This is a genomic window from Polaromonas sp., from assembly GCF_029945895.1.
GTDB lineage: Bacteria > Pseudomonadota > Gammaproteobacteria > Burkholderiales > Burkholderiaceae_C > Polaromonas.
On record NZ_JAQSDL010000013.1, the window covers coordinates 1 to 25,943 of the forward strand.

Sequence of the window (25,943 nt, forward strand, 5' to 3'; positions counted from 1 at the left end):
ACGCCTTGTTCTTGACGCTAAAAGCCAGCAGTTGGGTAATGTCCATCCCGGGGATCCCTGAAAAGTTTTACAGTTGGATTATGACCATGATTGTGCGCAAGCTCCAACTCGTCCGTGACCGCATTACCACGGCCTGTGTCGCTGCCGGGCGCGACCCCGCAAGCGTGCGTCTGCTGGCTGTGTCCAAGACCTTCGGTGCCGACGCGGTGATTGAGGCCATGTCCGACGGCCAGCGCGAGTTCGGCGAGAACTACATCCAGGAGGGGGTGGACAAGATTCTCGTGGTTCGGGGATGGGAAGCCGATGGCCTTCGCGCGCTGGCTTCCCGCCCTTCAGAATGGCATTGCATCGGTCCCATCCAGAGCAACAAGACGCGGCTGGTTGCTGAACATTTCGACTGGGTGCAGTCGGTGGACCGCCTCAAGATTGCGCAGCGCCTGAGCGAGCAGCGTCCGCCACATTTGCCGCCGCTGCAGGTGTGCCTGCAGGTCAACATCGACGGCGGTGCCACCAAGTCCGGCGTGCCGCCGCAGGAGGCCCAGGCGCTGGCGGCCGAGGTGGCGCGGCTGCCGCGGCTGCAGCTGCGCGGTCTCATGTCGATTCCCGAGCCTGCTCCTGATTTTGTAGCTGCCTGCGCCGTCCACCAAAGGGCTGCAGACCTTTTTGACCAGATAAATCGGGCCGGCGTGTTGCCGCAGGCCATGGACACGCTGTCGATGGGCATGACGGCCGATCTGGAGGCCGCCATTCATGCCGGCAGCACCATGGTGCGGGTAGGCACCGCCATTTTCGGAAAGAGATAGAGCCCCCACGCTTGTCACTGCGTGTACTGCGCTGCGCCTGCGGTCCGGCAAAGCCGGACCCGCGGCCCCTGCTGGACTGAAGAAGGGCCTTGCAGCTCCTGCGCGCCGGGGGCTCGTGGGGGCTATTTCTTCGGTGCGGCCAGGGGTTTGATGTTTCCGCAGTCGCCGCTTAGCCACTTGCCGCCGCCGTCCATGGTCATGGTTTCCGGCTTGCCCTGCACCGCGCTTTTCATGGTCATCTTCATCGTGTAGGCCTCGGGGCTGACGAAGGTCACGGTGCCTTCGCCGCTGGACGGTGGCTGGGTGCAGGCGAACGACATTTTCATGGTGTTGCCCGAACGAGGCGAGTTCGTGGTCCTGCAGTCGCCTTGCTGGGCCGGCAACTCATTGCGCTCTGTCATTTCTTTCGTCATGCAGATTTTCATGGCCATGTTGTTGCCTCCGGCACCGGGGCCCATGGCCACGCCCTGCTTGGCCATCATGTCCTGCATCAGCTTGCGCTGCTCGGGCGGCATGGCGGCCATCTGCTTTTGCGCCTCGGCCATGGCTTTTTCCACCTGGCCCGAGCTGGACTGCATCTTGTTGTTGATCTCCCACAAGCCAGGCTTGAGGGACTGTGCGGCGACGGGTGGGGCCAAAAGAAAAAGCAGGCCCAGCGCAGGTGCGCAGGCCGTGAACAGACCCCGGGACAAAAAGCGATTCATGAAATATCCCCCAAAAAAAACTTAACGAACAAAACGCCCGCCACGCCCAATGATGGTCAGGTCGGTGTAGTGGGAAGCCTCATGGTTTGTCGGGCTGTAGTTGACCAGGAATCCGCCCATGTTGACATCGCGCATGGACTCCAGCCCGCTGACCAGGCCGGCGCGTGTCAGGGCCTTGCCGGCCCGGCGCACACCTTCGACAAACACCTTGGCGGCCAGAAAACCTTCCATGCTGGAGAAGTCGAAGTCCTTGTTGCCGGCTTCGGTCATGCGCTGCTGGTACTCGCGCACGATCTCTGACGAAGGTGTGTAGGGAAAAGGCACCACCTGCGAAATCGTCACGCCGGCGCCGGCATCGCCCAGTTCCGCCGACAGGGCCGTGGAGCCGACAAAACTCACGTTGAAAAATTGCCCGCCGTACCCCTTGCTGCGCGCCAGCTTGATCAATGCTGCGCAGGATTTGTAGGCGCTGATCTGCACCACCGCTTCCGGCGCGGCTTTGACCAGCTCGGCCCATGCGGCGGTGACATCGACCGAATTGCGCTCCACCGTCACCGCTGCGGCGGGCTTGAGGCTGCGTTTGGCCAGCGCCCGCGTCACGCCTTCCAGGCCTGCCTTGCCGTAGGAGTCGTTCTGGTAGAACACCGCAATTTTCTTGATGCCCAGCGTGCTCAGGTGCTGCACGATACGTTCGGTTTCGTCAAAGTAGCTGGCGCGTACATGAAAAACATGGCGGTTGAGCGGCTCACGCAGGGCCTGCGCGCCGGTGAAGGGGCCGATCAGCGGAATGCCCGCTGCATTGATGGCGGGCACCGCCGCCAGCGTGGTGGGCGTGCCGACCGAGCCCACCAGCGCAAACACCTTGTCTTCCTCGATCAGCGCCTTGACGGCGGCGGCCGCCTTCTCAGGCTCATACCCGTCGTCGCGTGATACCAGCCGGATGGCGCGCCCGTTGATGCCGCCGGCCGCGTTGACTGCGTTGAAATGCGCCAGCATGCCCAGCTGCATGCGTTTTCCCAGTTCGGCCGCGGGGCCGGTCTGCGCCGCGAACTGCCCCACCAGGATTTCCCTGTCCGTGACGCCGATGTCCGCCGCGTGGGCGGGCGCCGTGAGCAGGAGGGCAAGCAGGCTGCAGGCCCCCCATTGGTGAAAAATGTTCATGCCGGACTCCTCGCGTTGTTGCACGATGCGGAAGGCTCGCCGGTACAAGGCAGGGCCTGTCCGAAGCCAACTTAGTCCAAATCGGAGGCGGTGACAACGCGATTTGTCGCCAAGTCATGAACTATTGGCTGAAACGCCGCAAATTGTCGCGCGCAGGCGTCGCCGCCGTTGCCGTGCTCACACACCCAGGGCCAGCTGGGTGGTGTTCTTGACCTCTTCCATCACCGCGTAGGTGCGGGTTTCGCGCACCCCGGGCAACTGCCAGAGCGCGTTGCCGGCAAAGTCGCGGTAGGCCGCCATGTCGGCCATGCGGGTCTTGAGCAGGTAGTCAAAACCGCCGGCCACCATGTGGCATTCCATGATCTGCGGGTACACCTGCACCGCTGCCTTGAAAGCCTCAAACACATGGGGCGTGGTGCGGTCCAGCAACACCTCGACAAACACCAGCATGCCCGCGCCCAGCTTGAGCGGGTTCAGCCGCGCCTCGTAGCCCAGGATGTAGCCGTCGCGCGTGAGCCGCTGCACACGCGCCAGCACGGCCGTGGGCGACAGCGCCACCGCTTCGGCCAGCTTGAGGTTGGACAGGCGCCCGTCCTGCTGCAGCACGCTCAGGATTTTCAGGTCGATGCGGTCGATGGCGGGCGATAAGTCAAGCATGAGTGGTGATTTATTCGGATTGTCAGGCCAAATTTAGCGTTAAATTCTTCTGCTATCAAGACAACATGGCGTTATTCACCAGATTTCGGAGATTTTCATGTTGCAGCAGCCCCGCCTTCCTTTTCCCTACCGGCCCGAGGCCGACATCGTTGCGGGGCATTTGCAGGCACTGGCCGGGGCGCTCGACTGGACGGCCGCCACGCCCCTGGCCCGGCCTTGGGTACAGGCGGTGCGCAACAACCCGCCGCCCTTCTGGGCCATGGAAAGCCTGCTCAAGGAGTACCCGATTTCGAGCGCCGAGGGTCTGGCGCTGATGCGCCTGGCAGAAGCACTGCTGCGTGTGCCCGATGCCGAAACGGCCATTGCCCTGACCGCCGACCAGCTCGGTCGCGCCGATTTTGAAGGCGCCAGCGACGCCATGATGGCGCGCCTGTCGGCCTCGGCCATCGCGATGTCCAAGAAGTTTTTGCCGGAGGATGGCCAGAGCAGCCTCATGAGCAAGCTCGGCGCGCGTACCGTGGTAGCCGCCACCCTGCGCGCGGTGCAACTGCTGGGCCGGCAGTTTGTGCTCGGTCAGACGATAGGTGACGCCATGAGCGAGGCCGACAGTGCGCGCAGGAAGACGGCAAATCTGAGGTTCAGCTACGACATGCTGGGCGAGGGTGCACGCACTGATGCCGACGCGCTGCATTACCTGGCCAGCTATACAAACGCTATTGAATCCATAGCTGCTCGCGCAGATCCGGCGGCCGCCTGCGAGCAAAATGACGGTATCTCCATCAAGCTGAGTGCCTTGCACCCGCGTTACGAGGACGCGCAGCATGCGCGTGTGCTGGCCGAACTGGTGCCGCGCGTCTGGGGCCTGTGCGAGCTGGCGGCGCGCGCCAACATCAACCTCACCATCGACGCCGAAGAGGTGGACCGGCTCGAACTCTCGCTGGACGTCTTTGAGGCGCTGGCCGCGCAGGTGGCGCTGCAGCAGCCGCAGTGGCAGGGCTTCGGCCTGGCCCTGCAGGCCTACCAGACGCGTGCGCTGGAGCTGGTCGGCCACGTCATCGCCCTGGCCCGCCAATACCGGCTGCGCTTCATGTGCCGCCTGGTCAAGGGCGCCTACTGGGACTCGGAAATCAAGCGCGCGCAGGAGCTCGGCCTGCCGCATTACCCGGTATTCACCCACAAGCATCACACCGATGTGTCTTACCTCGCCTGCGCGCAGGCCCTGTTGGCCGCCCCTGACGCGATTTACCCGCAGTTTGCGGGGCACAACGCCGGCACCATCGCCGCCATCATCCAGATGGCGTCCCGGGTCAGGGCCCCCACGCTTGTCGCTTCGCGTACTGCGCTGCCCCCCGAGGGGGCTGTCCCGCCCAAGGGCGGCCTGTCGGCGGGACCTGCAGTGGGAGCCCAATTCGAGTTGCAGCGCCTGCACGGCATGGGCGAAGGGGTGTTCCGCGAGGTGCTGAAAAACCCGCAGATCAGCTGCCGGGTCTACGCCCCGGTCGGCGCCCACCGCGACCTGCTGGCTTACCTGGTGCGCCGTCTGCTGGAAAACGGCGCCAACTCCTCCTTTGTGCACCAGCTCGCCGACGAGTCGGTGGGCATGGACCAGCTGCTGACCTCGCCCCTGCGCATGGCGCCTGCGTCGTCCCTGCCGCTGCCGCCGGCCCTCTACGGCCCCGGCCGCCCCAACAGCGGGGGGCTGGACCTCACGGTCGAGAGCATGCGTGCACCCCTGCTGGCCGCGCTGCAGACAACGCAGGTGCCTGTGGTCCGCGCGTTTGATGCAAAACTGGCCTCTAGCGCAGTAACCACGGGCGCGGCCAGCTATCAAAAATGGAGCAAGGTGCCTGTGGCCGAACGCGCCGCCACCCTGCGCCGCGCCGCCGACGCGCTGCAGCAGCAGATGCCCGCCTTCTGCGCCCTGCTGGTCCAGGAAGCCTTCAAGACCTGGGGCGACGCGGTGTCCGAGGTGCGCGAGGCGATTGATTTTTTGCGCTACTACGCCAATGAGGCCGAACGCATCATGGCGCCCATCGCCCTGCCGGGGCCGACGGGCGAAACCAACGAGCTGCGGCTCACCGCACGCGGCGTCTGGGTCTGCATCAGCCCCTGGAATTTTCCGCTGGCGATTTTCACCGGCCAGGTCGCCGCCGCGCTGGCTACCGGCAACGCGGTGCTGGCCAAACCCGCCGAGCAGACGCCGGGCGTGGCCTGGGCCGCGGTCAAGCTGCTGCACGCCGCCGGTGTGCCAGAAGATGCGCTGCAGCTTTTGCACGGCCCCGGCGAGACCGTTGGCGCGGCCCTGGTGGCGGCGCCGGGCGTGGCCGGCGTGGTGTTCACCGGCTCCACCGCAGTTGCCAAAATCATCAACCGCGCGCTGGCCGCCAAAGACGGCCCCATCGTGCCGCTGATCGCCGAGACCGGCGGCATCAACGCCATGCTGGTCGACAGCAGCGCGCTGCCCGAACAGGTGGTGGACGCCGTGGTGCAAAGCGCCTTTCGCTCGGCCGGACAGCGCTGCTCGGCGTTGCGCCTGCTGTGTGTGCACGAGGGTATTGCCGACAAGGTGATGGCCATGATCCAGGGCGCGCTGCAGGAGCTGGCCGTGGGCGACCCGGCCCTGCTTTCCACCGACGTCGGCCCGGTCATCGACCGCGAGGCGTTTGAGGGCATCCAGAACCACCTGCAGCGCCTGGGTTCCACATCAAAAGTGCTTCCAGTCCTTGACAGGCGGGCGCAAGCAGCTCCTGATTCAGTAGCAAATCTGGTCTTGCCCTGCGCCTTTGAAGTCGCCAGCCTGGCCGAGGTGAAAGACGAAATTTTCGGCCCGGTGCTGCAGATCGTGCGCTGGGGCAGCGGCGCGCTGAAAACTCCCGAAGCCGTCATCGGGCAGATCAACGCCCTCGGCTACGGCCTCACGCTGGGCATCCAGACCCGCATCGACTCGCGCGCCCAGGCGCTGGCCGCGGCTGCGCATGTCGGCAACATCTACATCAACCGCAACATGATCGGTGCGGTGGTGGGTAGCCAGCCTTTCGGCGGCGAGGGCCTCAGCGGCACCGGCCCCAAGGCCGGCGGCCCCAACTACCTGGTCCGCTTCTGCGCCGAGCAGACCGTCACGGTGAACACCACCGCGGCGGGCGGGAATGCGGCCTTGTTGTCGGGGACGTGATCGGTCAGCTTCCTGTCCCGAAAAGAAAATCGGGCTCCGAAGAGCCCGATTTCAAAAAATTCACCCACTGCCAGGGCCGGAGCCCGGCTGGTGAGGGATCAACTGGCCGGAAACCCGGTCAGCCTGCAGTCCTTACATGTAGCTGGCTTCGCCGCGCGGGATCTGGCCCAGGCGGACAGCGTCAGCGGCTTGTGCACGGACAGTGGCGCGGTCGGTGGAAGACTGCACGGTGGCTGCCACGCGCGAGCCGGCAGGCTCCTGGCTGTGGGTGGCCACTTTGGCGGCGGCTTCGGCGCGGACTTCGGCCACGGAACGGGTCGAGTTGAACTGGACGGCAAATTGCGAACCGTCAGCCTCGTCGGCGTGGGCGCCAAAAGAGGCAACGGTGGCAAGAGCGGCAACAGCGAAGAATTTGGATGCGTTCATGATGAAATTTCCTTGTGAGAATGAATAAACATTTCCGGGCATGGCGGGCTTGTTGATCCCCGTCTGTCCAGCCTCGGTGAGTCGTTTATTGGTTGCGGCTCATCGATGTATGAACTGTACTGTTGCCAATAACAAAGAAAAATAGCAAATCACTCAATTAATAATTGCCATAACAGAAACAATAAGGGTTTGAATTGTCTTTGTGCTGTCCAGAGCAGGCTCTGCCGGAGCCGGGCAATGAAAAAATCGGAAGAAGCTCCCCTTCATCGGGAACGCGGCGTCGCGGTCGCTGCTGACAATCAGCAGTGGCTGGTCCGTTTGCGTGGGCGCACAAGGCATGAGGCGCCAGGCAAAAACCTCGACCTTCGCTCCAACAGCTGCTGGTCCCCGGGCTGACGCCCGCGCGGGACTTGAATCAGGTCTGCAAGCCAAAATCGCTTCCAGCCCGCATGGATTATGCGCTTGCAGCTATTGATTCAGTAGCGCTTTGATAGCCGCGAGCTGCGCGACTGAACTGGCCGGCGCGTCTTCTGACGGCCGCGCCAGGCCATGGATGAACACTTCGAGCTCGTCGATCGGCAACGGCTTGCAGAACAGGTAACCCTGGAAGCAGTGACAGCCGTGGCGGGCCAGGAAGTCGCGCTGGGCTTCGGTCTCCACACCCTCGGCCATGACACCCAGCCCCAGGCTTTGTGCCAGGCCGATGATGGTTCGGGCAATTGCCGCGTCATTCGGGTCGGTCAGCACGTCCTTCACAAACGCGCGGTCGATCTTGAGCTGGTCCAGCGGCAGGTGTTTCAGGTAAGACAGCGCCGAGTAGCCGATGCCGAAGTCGTCAATGGACAGCGTCACGCCGGCGTCCTTGAGGATGCCCATCTTGGCAATCGTCACGTCCATGTCGTTGGCCAGCAGGCTTTCCGTCAGCTCGAGCTTGAGCCGGTGCGCGCTGATGCCTGCGTTGGCGATGGCCTTCATGACCTGCTCGACAAACTCGGGGTGACGGAACTGGCGCACACTGACGTTGATCGCGATGCTGAAGCTGTCGGTTTCCGGGCAGGCGGCCCAGCGCGCCAGCTGGGCGCAGGCGGTTTCCAGCACCCACTTGCCCAGCGGCAGGATCAGTCCGCTTTCCTCGGCCTGGGGAATGAAACCATCGGGGAACACCAGGCCGCGTTGCGGGTGCTGCCAGCGCACCAGGGCTTCGACGCCCACCATGAAACCCTTGGGGCCGACCTGCGGCTGGTAGTGCAGCACGAATTCCTCGTTGCGCAGGCCCTGACGCAGTTCGTAGGTCAGCGCTGCGTTGGCAGTCGCCACGGCCTGCATGCCGGGGTCAAAAAAGCAGATGGTGTTGCGCCCCGCGGCCTTGGCCTGGTACATCGCCAGGTCGGCCTGCTTGAGCAGGTCGCCCACACTTTTTTCGTGCTGGGTGATCAGCGTGATGCCGATGCTGCAGGTGCCGTCATAGTCCTGGCCCGACAGGTCGCAGGGTTCGCACAAGGTGGCCAGAATTTTTTTTGCCACAACTTCTGCCTTCTTGTGGGCCAGCGGCAGGTCGTCACCCAGGTCTTCCAGCAGGACGACAAATTCATCGCCACCCAGGCGGGCCACGGTGTCGCGCAGCCGCACGCAGCTGTTCAGCCGCGCCGCCACCTTTTGCAGCAGCAGGTCGCCGGTGGCATGGCCGCGCGTGTCATTGAGCATCTTGAAGTTGTCAAGGTCGATGAACATCAGCGCCCCGGTTTTGTCGGGGTTGTCCGTGTGGGTCAGCGCTGTGCGCAGGCTGTCCATCAGCAGCTGGCGGTTGGGCAGCTGGGTCAGCGTGTCGTAAAACGCCAGGTGCTCGATTTCTTCCTCGGCGGCCTTGCGTTCGGTGATGTCGCGCGCCACGGCCACCCAATGCGTCAGGCCCCGGCTGAAATAGTCCACCGGCACGATGTCCAGCTCCAGCCAGAATTGCTCGCCGTTTTTCTTGTAGTTGATGAGTTCTGCGCGCACCGGCCGTGCCTCCTGCAGTGCCAGCCGGATGCGGTCCAGCTCGACGCGCTGCGTGCGCTGCCCCTGCAGAATGCGCGGCGTCCGTCCCAGCACTTCGTCGGGGCTGTAGCCGGTCTGCCGTTCGAAGGCGTCGTTCACGAACACGATGCGGGGGCCGGGGTCGTCCAGTGGGCCGGCTTCGGTGATGAGCACAATGTCGTTCAGGCGCGAGATGCTGGTTTGCAGCAGCAGCAACTGCTCCTGCGACTGGCGCCGGTCGCTGACATCGCGCAGGTACATGGCCACGCCCTCTTCAAAAAGGTAGGCGCGCAGCTCCAGCCACCGTTCGGGAATGGCACAGAAGACCTCGAACTCGCGGCTGGCGCCGCCGCCAAGCATGTCCAGGATTTCCTGGTGCACCCGGCCCGTGGCATTGCCCTCCAGCACGTCCCAGAGTTTGCGGCCCAGCAGGGCCTTGCCCGGGGCGCGCAGCAGGCGTTCGCTCTCGCTGTTGACATAGGTCAGCCGGCCCTCATGGTCCAGGGTGGCAAAAGCGTCGGTGATGCTTGCCAGTGTCGTGGCCAGCCGCATGGTCAGGCTTTGGGTTTCCTGTTCGGCGCGTTTTTGGGCCGTGAGGTCTTTCAACACCCCGGACAGTTGCACGATGGTGCCCGAAACATCGCGCAAGGCCTCGCCCAGTGAGCGCATCCACAGGCGCTGGCCGCGCCCGGTGAGGACCTGCACCTCCTGGTCAAACGCCGTTCCGTCGGCAAGGCAGCGGTCCAGCGCCGCGGCCATGCGGGCGCGAGACTCGGGCGCATACACATCAAGCGCGTTGGCCCAGTCCGGCGCCTGCTCCGGCGTCATTTCCAGCATGGCGGCCAGGTGCGCCGTCCATGTCAGCTGATGCGAGGGCAGCGCCAGCATCCACGCGCCCGCACCGGTGGCCCGCTCCAGCACCGCAAGTGGGCTCGACGGCGGCAGGGGCGGGGCGGGGGGGAGGTTGTGGGGCGGGGGAGGGGTGACCAGCATGGTCACCACGCTAACAGACGCAGCGCTGGCCCGGGCTTCGCAAAGCGCCCGTCACGGTGTCGGACGTTGGCTGCGTTCCTGCTTCAGTGCGGCGTGCAGGCGGTCCAGGGAGCCGACACAGTCGAGCACAACGGCCTGCACCAGGCTGGCCGACAGTGCTGCCGAATGAGCAGGGACCTCGGGCAGCTCTCCAAGCCGCTCGCCAACAATGCGCCGCAACGTGGTTTTCACCGCCTCGAACAGGACATCCCAGTCCTCGACCTCGATGGCCCGATGCGCGTCGTACGGTGCATCAGAAGTGGCTGCCTTGGGGTGGGGCGCTGATCCGTTCTGGCCCGAGGCCAAGGTTGGTGGCGCGTAAGAGGCGGCCGGGCCCACGCCGGTGGCCTGTCCGGGCGTGTGCGGAAGAAAGAACGAGGTCATTTTTAGCCTCTCTGTGTCATGGGGTGGTGGCCGTCATCGCCTGCAGGGGTGCAGTTGCGGAGGGGGCGCGGTCCGATGCTGCTGGTTGTATATGTTTTTTTTTCTATCGTCTGTGCGTTGTCGCACAGAGCGGCCAGTGCCAAGGCTTCGGCCCTTCAAGCCTTCAAGCCTTCAATCCTTCAAGCCTTCATCTCTTCAACAGGCGCAGGGCGAACGGTTGAAAAAAACGGCTAGCCCAACAAGTCGGCGTAGGTCTGGCGGTCGGCGGCGTAACAGCTGCAGGCGGCGGCTTCCAGCCCCTGGCGGTCCAGCACGGTGAGCTCGCCGCGGTGGTACTCGATCAGGCCGCCCTTCTGCAACGCGCGGGCGGCGACGGTGATGCCGACGCGGCGCATGCCCAGCATGTAGGCGAGAAACTCGTGGGTGACATGGAAGCTGTCAGCGTGGGCGCGGTCCTGGCTCATCAGCAGCCAGCGCGCCAGGCGCTGGCCGGTCAGGTGAAAACGCAGGCAGCCGGCCGACGCGGCGTGCTGCGCCATCAGCACATAGAGGTAGCGCTGCAGGCCGCGCTGCAGCGCCGGGCTGCGCGCCAGCTCGCGCCTGAAGGCGACCGTGCCGATGCGCCAGGCGCCACCAGCGCCTTGCACCACCGCGCGCCATGGCCCGATGGCGACACCCAGCGCCAGCTGCGCACCCAGCATGCCTTCGCGCCCTATCATGCCCACCTCCACGCCCGGGCTGCCTTCGACCGGCGTGACCAGCGAGATAAAGCCCTGGGTGGGAAAGTACACGTGGCGGACCGGTTGGCCGGGCTCGCACAGGACCTCGGACAGTGCCAGCTCGACGGGTTCGCAGTTGGCCAGCAGGCGCGCGCGGTCCCGGCGCGGCAGGAGTTCGAGGAGGTGGTTTTCGACTGCAGACAAGCGGCTCTCCGGTGGGTTGCGGCCCCTTCACGGGGGCAATTACAAGGCCGCGCCACTGTCAGATTCAGTTCCAGTCGGTGTCCCAGTATGCGCTAGATAATCTATCCGTTCGGACAAGGGGCCGCGCGCGCAGACGGAACAGGGGTCAGATCGCCAGCTTGTCGGGGAGCAGGCGGTCATATTCCTTTTTGACCACGGCATAACATTCGCAGGTGCGGTTTTCCAGCCCGGGGCGGTCCAGCACCGTGATGCGGCCGCGCGAATAACGGATCAGGCCGAGGTTTTGCAGCTTGACGGCACCTTCGGTCACGCCTTCGCGGCGCACGCCCAGCATGTTGGCAATCAGTTCCTGCGTCATCACCAATTCGTTGCCCTGCAGCCGGTCCAGGCTCAGCAGCAGCCAGCGGCACAGCTGCTGGTCCAGCGAGTGGTGGCGGTTGCACACCGCCGTTTGCGCCATCTGCGTGATCAGTGCCTGGGTGTAGCGCAGCAGCAGGTGCAATACAGGTGCCCGCTTGAACTCTTCCTTGATGACCTGCGAGGGAAGCCGGAAGCCCTGGCCGGCACTTTGCACCACGCCCCGGCTGGGTGTCGATTCGCCGCCCATGAACAGCGAGATGCCGACCACACCTTCGTGGCCAACCACGGCGATTTCGGCCGAGGCGCCGTTTTCCATCACATACAGCAGGGAGACGATGGCGGTGGTCGGGAAGTACACATGGCTCAGGGTGCTGCCCGATTCATAAACCACCTGGCCCAGCGGCATGTCCACCCATTCGAGTTGCGGCAACCAGCGCTGGAACTCGGCCTCAGGCAGGGCAGCCAGCAACTCGTTTTTTCGGGGATCGGGGGAAACGGCCATCAACAAAAGCTCCGAAGCGGTATCTGGCTTCGAGTGGCGCCTCTGGCAGAGGTCCCTGGCCAGCCTGTGATGTTAGGCCGTTCCGGACCCTGTGTATGTGCGCTATCGAACAAACCGATGAACGGCTGTCAGGGCGCGAACCACCTGCTTGCCTCAGGTCGGCATGGCCTGGTCGTGCTGCGCGACGGCTTCGCGCTGCGCCGCCTGCACGTCTTCCGTGAGGATGTTGGCCGTCTGTTCGGTGCAATAGGCTAGCAGCGCGTCGATTTCGGTGGTCTTGTCAAACACCGCGTCGGCGCCCAGTTCAGCCGCGCGCCGGCGGATTTCAGGCGTGGCGTAGTTGGTCAGCACCACCACTTTCTGGTAGGGCTCGCGGTGGCGGCAGCCGGCCAGCACCCCCAGCCCGCTGCCCTCCTTGAGGAACAGATCCACGATGGCCAGGTGCCAGGTGCCGTCATGCAGCGTCAGCCAGCGGCTGGCTTCAGCCTGGGTGACCGCGTGGGCCACGACCTGGACATCGGCGATTTCCTCCAGCGTGTCGATCAGATTTTCCCGAATGATCTGGTTGTCTTCGGCGAGGTAGGTGATGAGTGCCATGTTGCTTGTCCTGCAGTCTTGTTGTGGGTTGAGACGTTGACCGCGTGCCATACGGTCAATCCAGCGGGTTCTCCCATCAGACGCCGCCAACTGGAAAAAAAAGCCGTCCATCGGCGTGCTGGTCTGTAGGACGGGGCTGCGCGTGTTCGCCTTCCTCGCGGTAGCCTGAATCGCTGATGAAAGTGGGGAGGTGTTGGGACAGGGCTTGTGTGTGCCAGCGCACAGAGGGACTGGGGCCGCGTCCTACAGGCAGGGACGGCATTTGCTCAGGCGCCCGGTCCTTTGTGGTTTTTATAGTCCATGAGAACTTAAGTTAACACCCATCCGGTAAGCCATTCGGACCTCAACACCATGCACAACGACTTCGACCAGCTGAAAAACTTTCCCGACATTGGCACGCTGCGGCCGGCGCTTCACTCGCTGTGCTCGCGTTATGGGTCCGTGGCCCGGCTGGACATCCTGGCGGCCAGCCAGGCTGGCAAGCGGCAAGCCCTGTGTTTCCTGCGCCTGGATTCTGCCGCGCAGGAACAGCAATTCATGAGTGAGCTCGGCGTGGGCCGTTTCGGCGGCGACCTGGTCGTGATTGTTGACTTGTTGACCCCCGGCGCCATGACCGGCCCCGGCGCGAGCGCGCAACCGGCCTGATCCACCGCTGAGGCGCCTGCGCGCGCAGGTTCCCGGCCAGCCCTTTCCCTCTTTTTCTGAAAAGCTTCCATGCAAAACATTCTTATCGTCTCGGGCACACGCCCTGAAATCATCAAGCTGGCGCCCGTCTATCACGCGCTGCGTGCAACCGACTGGGCGCGCGTCCAGTGGCTGCACACGGGCCAGCATGGGGACATGGCGAGCCAGATCTTCGAATGTTTCGACGTGGTGCCGGACATCACGCTGGAGCGCGCAGGCAGCAGCCTGCTGGCATTCAGCATGGGCTGCCGGGAGCAGCTTGACACGGTGATGACGTCGCAGGACTGGTCGCTTGTCATTGTTCAGGGCGACACCGAAAGTGCCTTTCAGGGCGCGCTGGCCGCCTTCTACAACCGCGTCCCTCTGGCGCATGTGGAGGCCGGGCTGCGTACCTACAACCTCGCCCGGCCGTTTCCCGAAGAGGGCCTGCGGCAGATGATCAGCCGCCTGACCCAGTTTCACTTTGCGCCCACGCAGCGCGCCATGGTGGCCCTGCAGACGGAGGGCATTGCCGATGAGTTCATCCACCTCACGGGCAACACCGTGATCGATGCCCAGCAATGGACCTGCGCCCACCGCGGCGTCAGGCGCACCAGCGCGGGCCGCGGCCATTTGCTGGTCACCGTGCACCGGCGTGAAAACTGGGGCAATGACGTGGAGGAGATCTGCCGCGCCATAGCCGACATTGCGCGCCAGCAGCCTGATCTGCAGGTGCTGTTTCCGGTGCACCTCAATCCCGTGATACAGGGGCCTGTCAATGCCCTGCTGGGCGATATTGCCAACGTGACTTTGACGGCGCCACTGGACTACACCGGCATGCAGCAGGCGCTGGCCGATGCGTGGATGGTGTTGACCGACTCCGGCGGCCTGCAGGAAGAGGCTCCGACCTTTGGCGTGCCGGTGCTGGTGCTGCGCGATGAAACCGAGCGGCCTGAAGCCATTGAAGCGGGCTGCGCCCTGCTGATCGGCGCGACGCGCAGCGCCATCGTTGCCGAGGTCACCCGGCTGTCGAAGGACACCGGGGCGTACACCCGGATGGCGCAATCCGGCAATCCGTTTGGTGACGGCACAGCCTCCGCGCAGATCGTGGCGTTGCTCAAGGACAGTCTGGTCGCGGCGCCCACCGCCGTTCCCGCGCTGGCCTGACCGAACCTTTCCACTGGAGCATGCTCATGTTGCCTTCCTCTTGCGACCTTCTCGCCGAAAGCCCCGTTCCCGCCCTGCGGCGGCCGGGCCGGCTGCGTGTGGCGCTGTTCCTCGCATCCGTCGCCCTCATGGGGGCGGGGCCGGCGCTGGCGCAAGCCCCGGCAACGGGTGCGCTGATTCCTTCGTTCAAGGATTACCCGGTTGCCGCCGTGATGACGACCCTGCTGTTCGTGATCGTGGTGGGCATGATGATCTATGGCGTGCGCCACTTCATGTTCACCATGAACCGGCTGACCGGCGTGCAACGCCACCCCTACATCGACATCGCCGTGGCGCGCTGGCCGATGATCACCGTCTTCATTGCTGCGCACAACGAGGAGAAGGTCATTGCCGGCTGCATCGAGGCGCTGCTCAATACCGACTACCCGGTGGAGTGTCTCAAGATCATTCCTGTCAATGACCGGTCCAAGGACGGCACTGGCGAGATCATCGACGGTTATGTGGCGCGGTTCCCTTCGCGCATTTCACCGTTCCACCGCACCAGTGGCAAGGCCGGCAAGTCGGCCGCGCTGAAGGACGCCCTGAATTTTGCCGAGGGCGACATCGCCATCATTTTTGACGCCGACTACGTGCCCGGCCGCGGCCTGCTCAAGCAGCTGGTGGCCCCATTTTTTGACCCGGAAGTCGGCGCGGTGATGGGGCGCGTGGTGCCTGTCAACAGCGGCGCCAATCTGCTGACCCGCATGCTGGACCTGGAGCGCTCGGGCGGCTACCAGGTGGACCAGCAGGCGCGCATGAACATGAACCTGCTGCCTCAGTACGGCGGCACCGTCGGTGGCGTGCGCCTGTCGGCGGTGGAGGCGGTGGGCGGCTGGCACGACGACACGCTGGCCGAAGACACCGACATCACGTTCCGGCTCATGCTCAACGGCTGGAAGACGGTATACACCAACCGCTCGGAGTGTTATGAAGAAGTGCCCGAAGAGTGGAGCGTGCGCATCAAGCAGGTGACGCGATGGGCCAAGGGCCACAACCAGGTGATGACGCGCTACTGGTGGAAGTTCGCCACCAGTTCGTACCTGACACCAGCACAGCGCATTGACGGCCTGTTGCTGCTGTTTGTGTTTGTCATTCCGCTGGTGATGCTGGCCGGGTGGTGTCTGGCGTTGGGGCTGTACTTCCTCAATGCGGGTTCCCTGCTGTCGTCGCTGATTCCCGTTTTCGCGTTGATGATTTATGGCACGCTGGGCAACTTTGCCGCGTTTTTTGAAATTGTGATCGCCGTGCTGATTGACGGTAACCGGCGGCGCCTCAGGTTGTTGCCTTTCAACATGCTGGGCTTCCTGGTCAGCCTGTTCGCCATCTCGGGCGCTGTCTGGAGCTTGCTGCTCGACAGGATTTTCAAGCGCGAGATGGTCTGGGACAAAACCATCCGCTACCGCTCCAAGGCCGTTGAACAATGACCCCCAACTACATCACCTATACCGCGTTTGCCCTGATCTGCCTGTTGCTGCTGACGCTGCCGTTTGTGCCCGCGTTTCGCGAGTGGCTGCGGCCCACGGATTTCGCAGCGCTGCCGATTTCGGCCAACTACACCACCGACATTGACCACTTTGCCCGGCGTCTGCATGCCGATGTCTCGGCCAAACTCGGGCTGGGCGAGCCCACCGGGTATGAGGATTTCGAATTTGTCGACGATCCGGATTGGGCGGCCGGTACCGAGCTGGACTGGGGCAAGGCGGAGAAGCGGCTGATTGCACGCAGCAGCATTGCCAGCCCTTTGCCCATCCACAGTGCGCAGCCGGTTTATGTGCAGGGAAGCCTGCGCGCCGGCGCTGAATCGGTCTTCCCGGCGCTGTATGCCACCGGTGACATTGATCTGGGTGAGCACAGCATCGTCAAAGACTGGGCCCATGCCGACGGCGTGCTGCGCATGGGGCCGCGCAGTGTGGCGCTGCGGCGGGTGTCCGCCGGCAGTGCCATTGAGCTTGGCAACGAAGCCTGGTTCGAGCGCCTGAATGCGCCCACCCTCCGGTTCGGCGCGCAGCTCAGCCCTGTGCCGTCGCCCGCTGATGCTGTGCAGGCGCCAGCCAGTTATGCCGATCTGCCAGGCGCCGTCCAGCAAACGCCCCTGCTGTACCTGATCCGGGGTGATTGCGCGCTGCCGGCCGGCAGCATTTACCGGGGATCGCTGGTTGTGACGGGCTTTCTGACCATTGGCGCGGCGACCACCATCGTTGGCGACATCAAGGCGCGCGAAGGGGTGAGCATCGGCCACCGTGCCAGTGTGCAGGGCGCGGTAACCTGTGAAAAACGCGTTTATATTTACAAGGACGCCAGCGCCTGGGGTCCGGTGGTGTCCGAGAGCGACATCCTGATCGGGGCCAGCGCGCTGGTGGGCCTGCCTGAAGCGCCCACCACGGTGACGGCCCGCAACATCATCGTGGAAGACGGCGTGGTTGTGCATGGCACCCTGTGGGCCAGAGAGATTGGCATGGTGAAGCAGGCATGAGGTTCAAACAACTGTTGACGGTTTGTATGATGGGCACGCTGCTGCTGACTCAGGCGTCGTGTGCCGGTGCGGCAGCACCTCTGGAGCTGGGCGGCTACACGGACGACAGCGGCGCCATCACCGTGCTGCACGGTGGCGATTCGGCGGACCCCTATTTCGCCATGCAGGCCCTGCTGCTGGCGCACGAGAACGGCATGGACATCTCGGTACCGGCTGAAAAGTTTGCCAACTGGCTGGTGCCACGGCAAAAACCGGACGGCACTTTTGACCGGTTCTGCCGGGGTGCCGATAAAACATGGGTGTCCTGCAAGACGGCCGATGCCGACGACTCCCTGCTGGCGATCTGGATGAAGCTGCTGGAAACCATGCCGGCCAAGCTGGCCGGCAACCCGGTCTGGCGCAAGAGCCATGAGGTCAGCAAAGTCGCACTGGAGCACCTGTACCAGCCGTCGCGCGGCATTTACATGGTCTCGCCGGTGGTCTTGCATGGCCTGTTCATGGACAACCTGGAAGTCTGGTCGCTCAAGGTGCACCTGAAACAGCCGCAGCAAAGGGCCGCTTCTGACAAGCTTGCGCGCGCCATTCATGACACGTTCTGGGACCCGGTGAACAAGCGGTTTCTGGTGTCTACCCAGCTCGAGCAGCGCTCCCAGAAGCAGGCTTTCTATCCCGACCATGTGGCACAGATTTTTCCGCTGATGTTCGATTTTCCGCTGCTGCCCGTCAATTCGAGGCCCTACTACCGCGACTGGATGGCGGCTCACCGAGCCGAGTGGCTGATTCAGGGCCAGGCCGACTACCCATGGGGGCTGCTGGCGGTGCTGGCGCTCCGGCAGAACGACAAGGTCAGCGCAGGGTGCTGGCTGCGCGAGTCCACGCCGCTGCGCCATTCGAAACGCTGGTCGGTGAGCGATGAGGCGTCCTATCAGATCCTGCTCAGCCGGGGTGTGGTGGCTGTGGACAAGCAGACCAGCTGCAAATAGGGTGAAGTGAGCCGGGTCGTGGACCCAGGCTGCAAGACACAACAATTTTTTGGAGGACGTTTTATGTTGAAAGTCATTTTCCCAGCCTTGCTGGTGATCCTTGGTGCCGCGGCGCCTGTAGCGGCACAGACGGGAGGCGCGGGCAGCGGCTCGGTCCAGCCCGGCAGCATGCTGACCCCACCGCCCGAGCCGTCTGGTGCGGAACCGGTGCGCAATCTGGAGCTGAGCACCGGCGTCCAGCACCTGACCAATGGTTACGGGAACTGGCACGACCTGACGCTGAGGGGTGTCTATGGGGTGGACAAACATGTGCTGCAGGGTGAGTTGTCCGCGCACAAGCGGTTTGGCGAAAATGGCACATTCCTGGGCGTGAGCGACACCTATACCTTCAACGAAGACTGGTTTGGCTCATTGGCACTGGGTGTGGGAGACGGGGCGTTTTACCTGCCACGTTACCGGGTAGACGCGACGATTTACCGCAAATTCCTTCCTGCCCGCAATCTCGTCGGGTCTGTGGGCGTGGGCCATTACAAGGCCCCTGACGGGCACACCGACCGCAGCCTGTCCATCGGTGCTGCCTACTACTTCGAGACCCCCTGGATTGTCGAGGGTGGTGTCCGTGTGAATCGCAGCAACCCGGGCTCGGTGGATACGCAGCAACAATTTGTGGCGCTGACATGGGGGCGCAACAAGCAGGACCTGGTGACTGCGCGTTATGGCTGGGGCAGCGAAGGTTATCTGGCGATTGCCGCCAACCGGCAACTGGTCAACTTTGACAGCCGTGAGGCCAGTCTGACCTGGCGTCACTGGTTCAATGCGCGTACCGGCGTGCTGGTGGGCGCCAACCGCTACACCAACCCGCTGTACCGCCGCAGTGGTGTGAATGTCGGCGTTTTCCACGATTTCTGATCACGCCCCATGAGCTCCAGAACCCACTCCCTGACCGAAGCCGCCCGTGAGCAGGAGCGACTTTTCAACGCCTCCTTTTCCGCGGCCCGGGAAGCCCGCGCCCGCCAGGTCCTCGTGCGCCCGCACCGGTCCATCACTCCTCTGAAGGTCACGCCCTGGCTGCTGGCGCAGGCAGTCGTCCTGCCCTTGATCCTGTGCGCGCTGGTGTACTACGGAAAGCCGTGGCTGTTTGATTTCTGGCGCGACTGCATTCTGTTCTGGTCCAACGGGCTGGACATGCCCTTCACGCTGACCAACCAGCTCAACGATGCGGGGCAATACGCGATGCAGCTGTCGAGCGGGCCGGACGACAGGCCGCTGCCAAGCCGCACCATCCTGCTCGTGACGGCGGTCGTGACGCTGCTGGCGCTGGCCCTGTCCGTACGCATGAAAAATGCGCAACTGCCGCTCAAGTACCCCGTGCGTATCGTGGGCGTGATCCAGCTGGTGACGGTGATCTATTTCTGGCTGTCGCCGCAGGCCTTTCCGTACAGCATCGCACGGCATAGCGAAGAGCTCATGACCATTGGTTACGTGGTCATGCTGGCCACGCCGGTGATGCTGGCCATGGGGTATTACATCCTGAACCAGCGCCTGTCGATCAAGCTGTTCCACACCGCGTTGATCCTGGGCTTTTTTGCCGTCATGATTCCCCATCAGGTGCTGGCGCAGGCTTTCATCATGCAGCACCTGTCGGTGCTGTTCATGCCTGTGCTGTATATCTGCATGGGTGCCGTCTTTGACGCGTTGGTGTTTGTCGCCCTGTACTCCTGGGCTGTCAGCGGCGCGCCGCCAGACGCCACGGTCTGATCTGACCCGGGCGGATCTGCACGCAGTTCAATAACGCACGCTGCAGACTTCCAGGGCATTGAGACCGCGGTCGGTGATGAGGTGGCCGCCTTCGCCGTCATCGGCCAGGAAACCGTGTTTTTTCAGTGAGGCGACGGTTTTGAGCCCGTGGGCACGGGTTTTGTGGGGCTGCGGCTGCTTGCGCTCGCTGGGCGGCAAGGCGACGATCCTGAATCCGTAGCGCGCGTCTTCCAGGCACTCGTACTGCTTGTAGGTGAGTATTTTCACCGGCAGGGCGCCGGTGGTGGTGCCGCTCCACTCAAACTCGGGCGGCGCATAACTGACCCGGTAGGTGCTGTCATCCAGCGTGCTGCTCTGCGGCTCCGCCTGCCGGCCGGCTGCCGGCGAGCCGGTCTCCCGACGTTTCATGGCGCGGTAGATGCCCCAGCCAAGCAGCCCCAGCACGATCACCCCCACGAGCAAGACAACAAACTCCACAAACTCCCCTTTTCTGGCAACTGGTGTAATTATCCGTACAAAGCGCGCGGTCGGGCCGGCGTGCTCATCTGTCCTGAATCTCCAGTTCAAAATGGGCATCGCCCATGTAGCGTTCGGCGCCAAAGGCCGCTTGCGTGGCCGCCAGTTCGGCGGCTTCCCACTGGTCTGCCAGCAACTGCTCCGCCGGCGCCAGGTCCCAGGGCCGGTTCTGCTCCCCATGAATCTGCAGCAAGCGCAGGTAGGCGCGGTAAACGGGTGCCACCAGACTGGCATCACCGAGCGAGGCCTCAAGCGCGCCTCGAAACCGCTGCGCTGCGCTGGCGCGTTCGGTGTCGCAGACATCCTCGCTGTGAAAAATCCTGACCGTGTAATGCATGGTCCCAGTCTACAAGCTCGCGGCCCGTACCCGGTTATTTCGTTACTCATCTTGCATTAGCAGTGGAGACTTTTCAAAGTGCTCTCCGTACCATCGGGTCCTTTTGAAGGAAATCCCAGATGGCACTGCAATCACCGTTCTTCGGCAAACGCGACAATGAGTCTTCCGGTCTGCGTCATGGCAACCCCAACCCCAATCCCTACGCAAACAGTCCTGCGGCAACCAACGTCTCGAACAGCGCGCCCGCCGCCGCTGTGACCGCAGCAAGCAGCGCGCCGGCTGCCGCCGCTACCCGCGAGAGTGGCGGCAGCAAGCTGACGGTCGGCCCCAACATCAAGCTCAAGGGCGTCGAGATCACTGACTGCGACACCCTGGTGGTGGAAGGACTGGTGGAGGCCACCATGGATTCGCGCGTGATGCAGATCTCCGAGCACGGCGAGTTCAAGGGTTCGGCCGAGATCGACATCGCCGAAATCCATGGTGCGTTTGACGGCAACCTGACGGTGCGCCAGAAGCTCGTGATTTATGCCACCGGCAAGGTCACCGGCAAGATCCGTTATGGCAAGCTGGTGATCGAAGAGGGTGGTCAACTCGCCGGCGAAATCCTGTTTGGCGCCGTGACCAACACGAAAACCGCATTGGCTGGAAAGCCGGGCCTTCAGGTCGCCTGAGTTTTCAGCGCTGCGCACGCTGTCACCGAGTTGACGACAGCGGCGCGTCGTGCGGGCGCAAAATGCGCCGATGTCCGCGGTTCACTCCCCCCTTCAAGCCCAGGTTGTTCAATGGCAGGTCGAGCCCGGCGCAGCCGTGCAGGCCGGGGACCTGCTGGTGATTCTTGAAGCCATGAAGATGGAGCATGAAGTGCGGGCGGCCGTGGCCGGCCGCGTCGGCGAAGTTTTTTTTGCCGAGGGCGAGCTCGTGGAAGCGGGCGCGCTGCTCGCGCGTATCGAACCCGCACAGGCCGTGGCGCAGCCTGTGCCAGTCCAAGCACCATCCCCTACGTCTGATGGTGTGCGCGCTGACCTGCAGCGCACCCTGAATCGTCATGCGCCCACGCAGGACGCCAGCCGGCCCGAAGCGGTGGCGCGGCGACACGCCCTGGGCCTGCGCACCGCGCGCGAGAACATCACCGACCTGTGCGACGCGGACTCTTTCATGGAATACGGCGCATTGGCCGTCGCGGCGCAGCGCAGCCGCCGCAGTGAAGAAGACCTGGTCAGGAACACCCCGGCCGACGGCATGGTCACCGGCATCGGCAGCATCAACGGCGCCCTGTTCGGCCCGCGGGCAAGCCGGGCCGTGGTGATGGCCTACGACGCCACCGTGCTGGCCGGCACGCAGGGCATGCGCAACCACCAGAAAACAGACCGCATGCTGGGCATCGCCTTGCAGAACAAGCTGCCGGTGGTGCTGTTTGCCGAAGGCGGTGGCGGACGTCCCGGGGACACCGACATGCCCATCGTTGCCGGCCTGCATGTCGGCACCTTTGCGAGTTTTGCCCGACTCAATGGCCGGGTGCCGGTGATCGGGATGGTGGCGGGTCGCTGTTTTGCCGGCAATGCAGCATTGCTGGGCTGCTGCGACGTGATCATTGCCACCCGGGGCAGCAACATCGGCATGGGTGGCCCGGCGATGGTCGAGGGCGGTGGCCTCGGCGTGTTCAAACCCGAGCAGATCGGGCCGGCCGGCGTGCAGCACGGCAATGGCGTCATCGACGTGCTGGTGGACGACGAAACCCGGGCGGTGGCGGCGGCTCGGCACTATCTGTCCTTTTTTCAGGGTGCCCTGCAGGCGTTCACTGCGCCCGATGCCCTGGCCTTGCGCGAGCTGGTGCCCGAGAACCGCTTGCGCGTGTACGACACGCGGGCGGTGATCGACGGTATCGCCGACGCGGGCAGCGTGCTGGCGCTGCGCACCGGCTTTGGGCAAGGCATTCACACCGCGCTGGCGCGTATCGAGGGGCGGCCTGTGGGCATTCTGGCCAACAACCCGCTGCACCTGGGCGGCGCCATCGACGCCGATGCGGCCGACAAGGCCGCGCGTTTCATGCAGCTGTGCAATGCACATGGCCTGCCGCTGGTCAGCCTGGTGGACACCCCGGGTTTCATGGTCGGCCCGCAGACCGAGGCGCAGGCGCAGGTGCGCCATGTGAGCCGCCTGTTCATTGCCGCCGCGCATCTGCGGGTGCCGTTTTTCAGTGTGGTGCTGCGCAAGGGCTACGGGCTGGGCGCCATGGCCATGACGGCCGGCAGTTTTCACGCGCCGGCTTTCAACGTGGCCTGGCCCACCGGCGAATTCGGCGCCATGGGGCTGGAGGGGGCGGTGAAACTCGGCTACCGCAAGGAACTGGAGGCGCAGCCCGAAGGTCCGCAGCGTGAGGCCTTGTACGAGACCCTGGTGGCGCAGCAGTATGACAAGGGCGGCGCACTCAACATGGCGACCACGCTGGAAATCGATGCGGTGATTGATCCGGCGCAGACGCGCGACTGGCTGGTGCGCGGCCTGCAGTCGGCGCAGATCCGGCCCGCAGACGGCGGAGTGGCCATCGACGCCTGGTGAATGCCTAAAAAAGCCGGAACAGCAGGGGCAGCAGCAGCGAGGCCAGCACCACCTGCAGCCCCAGCGCCAGGCCGGCGTAAGCCCCGGCATCGGCGTTGACCTGCAGCGCGCGGGCGGCGCCTATCCCGTGTGAGGCGGTGCCGAGCGCGAAGCCGCGCGCCGTCCAGCCGGCCGCATCCAGCGGAATCCCGAAGGCATCAAACAGGTATTTGCCGCTGAGCGCACCGACCAGGCCGGTGATGACCGCGAACACCGCCGCCAGTGCCGGAATGCCGCCAATTTTTTCGGCAATACCCATGGCCACCGGCGCGGTGACGGACTTGGGTGCCAGTGACAGCACCACCTCCAGGGGCAGCCCGACGGCCCAGCCCAGCGCGAGTGCCGAGCCGCTGGCCGCGATGCCGCCGGCCAGGGCTGCCAGCAGCAGGCTGCCCCAGCGCTGGCGCAACTCGGCGCGGCGTTGCCACAGCGGCCAGGCCAGCGCCACCACGGCCGGGCCGAGCAGAAAATGGATGAACTGCGCGCCGGCGAAATAGGTCGGGTAAGAGACACCGGTGGCCAGCAACACCGCCGCAATCACCAGCACGGTCCAGAGCACCGGGTTGGCCCAGGGCGCCTGCCGCAGGCGTGCGTAAATGGCCTGAGCCAGCACATAGACCACCAGCGTGGCCGTCAGGCCGAACAGCGGCGTGGCGGAAAGGTAGACCCAGAGTTCAACGAATTTCGGCATGTTTGCGCCACAGGACATGCAGGGTCAGCACCGTCACGGCCAGCCCGATCAGGGTGGACAGAACAATCACCAGCAACATGCGGCCGCCATACTGGCTGACCAGGCTCAGGTGGGTCATGACACCAACACCCACCGGCACAAACAGCAGCGAGAGGTGCGTCAGCAGAAAATCCGCGCAGGCTGCCACCGGCTCGCGCACCAGCGGCCAGCGCAGCGCGACCAGCAGCAGCATCATGCCGATGACCGGGCCGGGGAAAGGCAGCGACAGGCCGCGCGAGAGCAGTTCGCCGATGGACTGCAACAACAGCAGCCAGGCCAGGCCGCGCAGGCCTGTCATGGCGACCGCAGCGCCGGGCCGCCCCAGGCAAGGTCAACCCCCTGTTTGTTGTGCAAGGGGCAGCGTACCGCCGCAGGCACACGCAGTGAAGAGCGTGGGGGCATCAATATCGCGGGAGGTCGGGATGGGCGATCTTGCCGCCGCGCACCAGCATTTTTCCGTACTCGGCGCAGCGCTGCAGCGTCGGAATCACCTTGCCGGGGTTGAGCAAACCCAGTGGGTCAAAGGCGCGCTTGACGCCGAACATCTGCTCGTTCTCGCTGGCGGAGAACTGCACGCACATGGAGTTGAGTTTTTCGACACCCACGCCGTGTTCGCCGGTGACGGTGCCGCCCATGGCCACGCTGGTTTCCAGGATATCGGCACCGAACAGCTCGCAGCGGTGCAGCTGGTCGGCGTCGTTCGCGTCGAACAGGATCAAGGGGTGCAGGTTGCCGTCGCCGGCATGGAACACATTGGCGCAGCGCAGGCCGTACTTGATTTCCATCTGCTGGATGGCCAGCAGGATGTCGGCCAGGCGCTTGCGCGGAATGGTCGAGTCCATGCACATGTAGTCGGGGCTGATGCGGCCGCTGGCCGGGAAGGCGTTTTTGCGGCCGCTCCAGAAGCGCAGGCGTTCGGCCTCGTTCTGGCTGACCGCAATCGCGGTGGCCCCATGCCGGCGCAGCACCTCGCTCATGCGGCCGATTTCCTCCTCGACCTCTTCCGGTGTGCCATCGCTTTCACACAGCAAGATCGCCTCGGCCGTCAGGTCGTAACCGGCGTGCACGAAGTCCTCGACCGCCGCGGTCATGGGCTTGTCCATCATCTCGAGACCGGCCGGAATGATGCCGGCGGCAATCACCGCAGCCACCGCATCGCCCGCCTTGCGCAGGTCGTCGAAGCTGGCCATGATGCAGCGCGCCAGCACCGGCCTGGGCACCAGCTTGACGGTGACCTCGGTGGTGACGGCCAGCATGCCTTCGCTGCCGATGACCACCGACAGCAGGTCGTAACCGGCGCAGTCCAGTGCGTCGCTGCCGAACTCGACTTCCTCGCCTTCAATCGTGAAGCCCCGAACCTTGAGCACGTTGTGCAGGGTCAGGCCGTATTTGAGGCAATGCACGCCGCCCGAGTTTTCGGCCACGTTGCCGCCTATGGTGCAGGCGATCTGGCTGGAAGGGTCGGGCGCGTAATACAGGCCCAGCGGCGCGGCGGCTTCGCTGATGGCCAGGTTGCGCACACCGCCCTGGACCACGGCGGTGCGGCTGGCCGCGTCCATCTTCAGGATCTTGTTGAACTTGGCCAGCGACAGGGTGACGCCCAGCTTGTGCGGCATGGCGCCGCCGGACAGGCCGGTGCCGGCGCCACGTGCCACCACAGGGACTTGCAGCGCATGGCAGGTTTTCAGCACGGCTTGCACCTGCGCATAGGTTTCAGGCAGGGCGACCACCAGCGGCCGCTCGCGGTAGGCGGTCAAACCGTCGCATTCGTACGGCGTGGTGTCTTCACTGTTCCAGAGCAGCGCGTGGGCCGGAAGCACCGCCTGCAACGCGGCGACGACCTGCGCCTGGCGTTCGGAGCGTTCCAGCAGATGCTGCTGCCGGGGGTCGAGAGGAGCGTTCATGGGCGGCCTTCAGGGTGAAACACGGCTTGGCGCCGGGA

General features: G+C 64.4%; 24 protein-coding genes and 1 pseudogene. 11 read left to right on the plus strand and 14 right to left on the minus strand.

Annotation, left to right across the window (positions count from 1 at the left end):
• Positions 1-80 precede the first annotated feature (80 nt).
• The gene (locus tag PSV33_RS01070) at positions 81-803 is read left to right on the plus strand and encodes a YggS family pyridoxal phosphate-dependent enzyme (protein WP_300557689.1); all 723 of its coding nucleotides are present in this window, start codon (positions 81-83) and stop codon (positions 801-803) included.
• 122 nt (positions 804-925) lie between these two features.
• Here PSV33_RS01070 and PSV33_RS01075 read toward each other — a convergent pair whose 3' ends face one another.
• The 3 genes from PSV33_RS01075 to PSV33_RS01085 all read right to left on the minus strand — a co-directional run bounded on the left by PSV33_RS01075 (position 926) and on the right by PSV33_RS01085 (position 3,325).
• Entirely contained in the window at positions 926-1,507 is a 582-nt protein-coding gene (locus tag PSV33_RS01075; RefSeq protein ID WP_300557691.1) for a DUF3617 domain-containing protein, read from the minus strand.
• 21 nt (positions 1,508-1,528) lie between these two features.
• The gene (locus tag PSV33_RS01080) at positions 1,529-2,668 is read right to left on the minus strand and encodes an ABC transporter substrate-binding protein (RefSeq protein ID WP_300557693.1); all 1,140 of its coding nucleotides are present in this window, start codon (positions 2,666-2,668) and stop codon (positions 1,529-1,531) included.
• Between the two features lie 177 nt (positions 2,669-2,845).
• Entirely contained in the window at positions 2,846-3,325 is a 480-nt protein-coding gene (locus PSV33_RS01085; protein WP_300557695.1) for an Lrp/AsnC ligand binding domain-containing protein, read from the minus strand.
• A 97-nt stretch (positions 3,326-3,422) separates the two neighbouring features.
• On the opposite strand from PSV33_RS01085, the gene PSV33_RS01090 reads away from it, so the two are divergent.
• The gene (locus tag PSV33_RS01090; protein WP_300557697.1) at positions 3,423-6,497 is read left to right on the plus strand and encodes an L-glutamate gamma-semialdehyde dehydrogenase; all 3,075 of its coding nucleotides are present in this window, start codon (positions 3,423-3,425) and stop codon (positions 6,495-6,497) included.
• Positions 6,498-6,629: 132 nt separating this feature from the next.
• Here PSV33_RS01090 and PSV33_RS01095 read toward each other — a convergent pair whose 3' ends face one another.
• From PSV33_RS01095 to PSV33_RS01120, 6 genes are all read right to left on the minus strand, one after another.
• On the minus strand, positions 6,630-6,923 hold the full coding sequence (locus PSV33_RS01095) for a DUF4148 domain-containing protein (protein ID WP_300557699.1): 294 nt from the start codon (positions 6,921-6,923) through the stop codon (positions 6,630-6,632).
• A gap of 468 nt (positions 6,924-7,391) precedes the next feature.
• On the minus strand, positions 7,392-9,932 hold the full coding sequence (locus PSV33_RS01100; protein WP_300557701.1) for an EAL domain-containing protein: 2,541 nt from the start codon (positions 9,930-9,932) through the stop codon (positions 7,392-7,394).
• 51 nt (positions 9,933-9,983) lie between these two features.
• A complete protein-coding gene (locus PSV33_RS01105; protein WP_300557703.1) occupies positions 9,984-10,355 on the minus strand; it encodes a hypothetical protein in 372 nt (123 codons plus the stop codon).
• A 230-nt stretch (positions 10,356-10,585) separates the two neighbouring features.
• Positions 10,586-11,278, minus strand: a complete 693-nt coding sequence (locus tag PSV33_RS01110; protein WP_300557705.1) for a Crp/Fnr family transcriptional regulator — start codon at positions 11,276-11,278, stop codon at positions 10,586-10,588.
• Positions 11,279-11,423: 145 nt separating this feature from the next.
• Positions 11,424-12,140: a Crp/Fnr family transcriptional regulator gene (locus PSV33_RS01115; protein ID WP_300557707.1), complete on the minus strand. Its 717-nt coding sequence runs from the start codon at positions 12,138-12,140 to the stop codon at positions 11,424-11,426.
• Positions 12,141-12,293: 153 nt separating this feature from the next.
• Positions 12,294-12,737, minus strand: a complete 444-nt coding sequence (locus PSV33_RS01120) for a response regulator (protein ID WP_300557709.1) — start codon at positions 12,735-12,737, stop codon at positions 12,294-12,296.
• 351 nt (positions 12,738-13,088) lie between these two features.
• Here PSV33_RS01120 and PSV33_RS01125 point away from each other — a divergent pair, with 351 nt between their 5' ends.
• The 7 genes from PSV33_RS01125 (at position 13,089) to PSV33_RS01155 (ending at position 19,820) form a co-directional block, all read left to right on the plus strand.
• Positions 13,089-13,382, plus strand: coding sequence for a hypothetical protein (locus PSV33_RS01125; protein WP_300557711.1), 294 nt, complete (start codon positions 13,089-13,091; stop codon positions 13,380-13,382).
• Between the two features lie 69 nt (positions 13,383-13,451).
• Entirely contained in the window at positions 13,452-14,567 is a 1,116-nt protein-coding gene (gene wecB, locus PSV33_RS01130; protein WP_300557713.1) for a non-hydrolyzing UDP-N-acetylglucosamine 2-epimerase, read from the plus strand.
• Positions 14,568-14,593: 26 nt separating this feature from the next.
• Positions 14,594-16,030, plus strand: a complete 1,437-nt coding sequence (locus tag PSV33_RS01135) for a glycosyltransferase family 2 protein (RefSeq protein WP_300557715.1) — start codon at positions 14,594-14,596, stop codon at positions 16,028-16,030.
• The gene (locus PSV33_RS01140; protein ID WP_300557716.1) at positions 16,027-17,079 is read left to right on the plus strand and encodes a polymer-forming cytoskeletal protein; all 1,053 of its coding nucleotides are present in this window, start codon (positions 16,027-16,029) and stop codon (positions 17,077-17,079) included. Before PSV33_RS01135 ends, PSV33_RS01140 begins: the two co-directional genes overlap by 4 nt.
• Entirely contained in the window at positions 17,076-18,062 is a 987-nt protein-coding gene (locus tag PSV33_RS01145) for a hypothetical protein (protein WP_300557718.1), read from the plus strand. Before PSV33_RS01140 ends, PSV33_RS01145 begins: the two co-directional genes overlap by 4 nt.
• A 63-nt stretch (positions 18,063-18,125) precedes the next feature.
• Positions 18,126-18,971, plus strand: a complete 846-nt coding sequence (locus PSV33_RS01150; RefSeq protein ID WP_300557720.1) for a YaiO family outer membrane beta-barrel protein — start codon at positions 18,126-18,128, stop codon at positions 18,969-18,971.
• 9 nt (positions 18,972-18,980) lie between these two features.
• Entirely contained in the window at positions 18,981-19,820 is an 840-nt protein-coding gene (locus PSV33_RS01155) for a hypothetical protein (protein WP_300557722.1), read from the plus strand.
• A 27-nt stretch (positions 19,821-19,847) separates the two neighbouring features.
• On the opposite strand, the gene PSV33_RS01160 is transcribed toward PSV33_RS01155, so the two are convergent.
• Entirely contained in the window at positions 19,848-20,297 is a 450-nt protein-coding gene (locus tag PSV33_RS01160) for a hypothetical protein (RefSeq protein ID WP_300557724.1), read from the minus strand.
• A 64-nt stretch (positions 20,298-20,361) separates the two neighbouring features.
• A complete protein-coding gene (locus tag PSV33_RS01165; protein ID WP_300557726.1) occupies positions 20,362-20,673 on the minus strand; it encodes a hypothetical protein in 312 nt (103 codons plus the stop codon).
• Positions 20,674-20,792: 119 nt separating this feature from the next.
• Between PSV33_RS01165 and PSV33_RS01170 the strand changes: the two genes are divergently transcribed.
• Together PSV33_RS01170 and PSV33_RS01175 are read left to right on the plus strand one after the other, a co-directional pair.
• Positions 20,793-21,344, plus strand: coding sequence for a polymer-forming cytoskeletal protein (locus PSV33_RS01170; RefSeq protein WP_300557728.1), 552 nt, complete (start codon positions 20,793-20,795; stop codon positions 21,342-21,344).
• Between the two features lie 70 nt (positions 21,345-21,414).
• Positions 21,415-23,232: pseudogene (locus PSV33_RS01175) on the plus strand (carboxyl transferase domain-containing protein); the annotation flags it as partial.
• Positions 23,233-23,236: 4 nt separating this feature from the next.
• Here PSV33_RS01175 and PSV33_RS01180 read toward each other — a convergent pair.
• From PSV33_RS01180 to PSV33_RS01190, 3 genes are all read right to left on the minus strand, one after another.
• Positions 23,237-23,962, minus strand: coding sequence for an LrgB family protein (locus PSV33_RS01180; protein WP_300557730.1), 726 nt, complete (start codon positions 23,960-23,962; stop codon positions 23,237-23,239).
• Positions 23,946-24,299 (minus strand): CidA/LrgA family protein, encoded by a 354-nt coding sequence (locus tag PSV33_RS01185; RefSeq protein WP_300557732.1) that lies wholly within the window; start codon positions 24,297-24,299, stop codon positions 23,946-23,948. The genes PSV33_RS01180 and PSV33_RS01185 overlap by 17 nt, the downstream gene beginning before the upstream one ends.
• A 103-nt stretch (positions 24,300-24,402) precedes the next feature.
• Positions 24,403-25,905 carry an FAD-linked oxidase C-terminal domain-containing protein gene (locus PSV33_RS01190; RefSeq protein ID WP_300557734.1) on the minus strand — a complete coding sequence of 501 codons (1,503 nt, stop codon included), beginning with the start codon at positions 25,903-25,905 and terminating at the stop codon, positions 24,403-24,405.
• Positions 25,906-25,943 lie beyond the last annotated feature (38 nt).

Bases quoted from the DNA above. Each gene is read 5' to 3' on its own strand.
- PSV33_RS01070 (WP_300557689.1), top strand. From the start codon at position 81: ATGACCATGATTGTGCGCAAGCTCCAACTCGTCCGTGACCGCATTACC.
- PSV33_RS01075 (WP_300557691.1), bottom strand. From the start codon at position 1,507: ATGAATCGCTTTTTGTCCCGGGGTCTGTTCACGGCCTGCGCACCTGCG.
- PSV33_RS01080 (WP_300557693.1), bottom strand. From the start codon at position 2,668: ATGAACATTTTTCACCAATGGGGGGCCTGCAGCCTGCTTGCCCTCCTG.
- PSV33_RS01085 (WP_300557695.1), bottom strand. From the start codon at position 3,325: ATGCTTGACTTATCGCCCGCCATCGACCGCATCGACCTGAAAATCCTG.
- PSV33_RS01090 (WP_300557697.1), top strand. From the start codon at position 3,423: ATGTTGCAGCAGCCCCGCCTTCCTTTTCCCTACCGGCCCGAGGCCGAC.
- PSV33_RS01095 (WP_300557699.1), bottom strand. From the start codon at position 6,923: ATGAACGCATCCAAATTCTTCGCTGTTGCCGCTCTTGCCACCGTTGCC.
- PSV33_RS01100 (WP_300557701.1), bottom strand. From the start codon at position 9,932: ATGCTGGTCACCCCTCCCCCGCCCCACAACCTCCCCCCCGCCCCGCCC.
- PSV33_RS01105 (WP_300557703.1), bottom strand. From the start codon at position 10,355: ATGACCTCGTTCTTTCTTCCGCACACGCCCGGACAGGCCACCGGCGTG.
- PSV33_RS01115 (WP_300557707.1), bottom strand. From the start codon at position 12,140: ATGGCCGTTTCCCCCGATCCCCGAAAAAACGAGTTGCTGGCTGCCCTG.
- PSV33_RS01120 (WP_300557709.1), bottom strand. From the start codon at position 12,737: ATGGCACTCATCACCTACCTCGCCGAAGACAACCAGATCATTCGGGAA.
- PSV33_RS01125 (WP_300557711.1), top strand. From the start codon at position 13,089: ATGCACAACGACTTCGACCAGCTGAAAAACTTTCCCGACATTGGCACG.
- wecB (WP_300557713.1), top strand. From the start codon at position 13,452: ATGCAAAACATTCTTATCGTCTCGGGCACACGCCCTGAAATCATCAAG.
- PSV33_RS01135 (WP_300557715.1), top strand. From the start codon at position 14,594: ATGTTGCCTTCCTCTTGCGACCTTCTCGCCGAAAGCCCCGTTCCCGCC.
- PSV33_RS01140 (WP_300557716.1), top strand. From the start codon at position 16,027: ATGACCCCCAACTACATCACCTATACCGCGTTTGCCCTGATCTGCCTG.
- PSV33_RS01145 (WP_300557718.1), top strand. From the start codon at position 17,076: ATGAGGTTCAAACAACTGTTGACGGTTTGTATGATGGGCACGCTGCTG.
- PSV33_RS01150 (WP_300557720.1), top strand. From the start codon at position 18,126: ATGTTGAAAGTCATTTTCCCAGCCTTGCTGGTGATCCTTGGTGCCGCG.
- PSV33_RS01155 (WP_300557722.1), top strand. From the start codon at position 18,981: ATGAGCTCCAGAACCCACTCCCTGACCGAAGCCGCCCGTGAGCAGGAG.
- PSV33_RS01165 (WP_300557726.1), bottom strand. From the start codon at position 20,673: ATGCATTACACGGTCAGGATTTTTCACAGCGAGGATGTCTGCGACACC.
- PSV33_RS01170 (WP_300557728.1), top strand. From the start codon at position 20,793: ATGGCACTGCAATCACCGTTCTTCGGCAAACGCGACAATGAGTCTTCC.
- PSV33_RS01180 (WP_300557730.1), bottom strand. From the start codon at position 23,962: ATGCCGAAATTCGTTGAACTCTGGGTCTACCTTTCCGCCACGCCGCTG.
- PSV33_RS01185 (WP_300557732.1), bottom strand. From the start codon at position 24,299: ATGACAGGCCTGCGCGGCCTGGCCTGGCTGCTGTTGTTGCAGTCCATC.
- PSV33_RS01190 (WP_300557734.1), bottom strand. From the start codon at position 25,905: ATGAACGCTCCTCTCGACCCCCGGCAGCAGCATCTGCTGGAACGCTCC.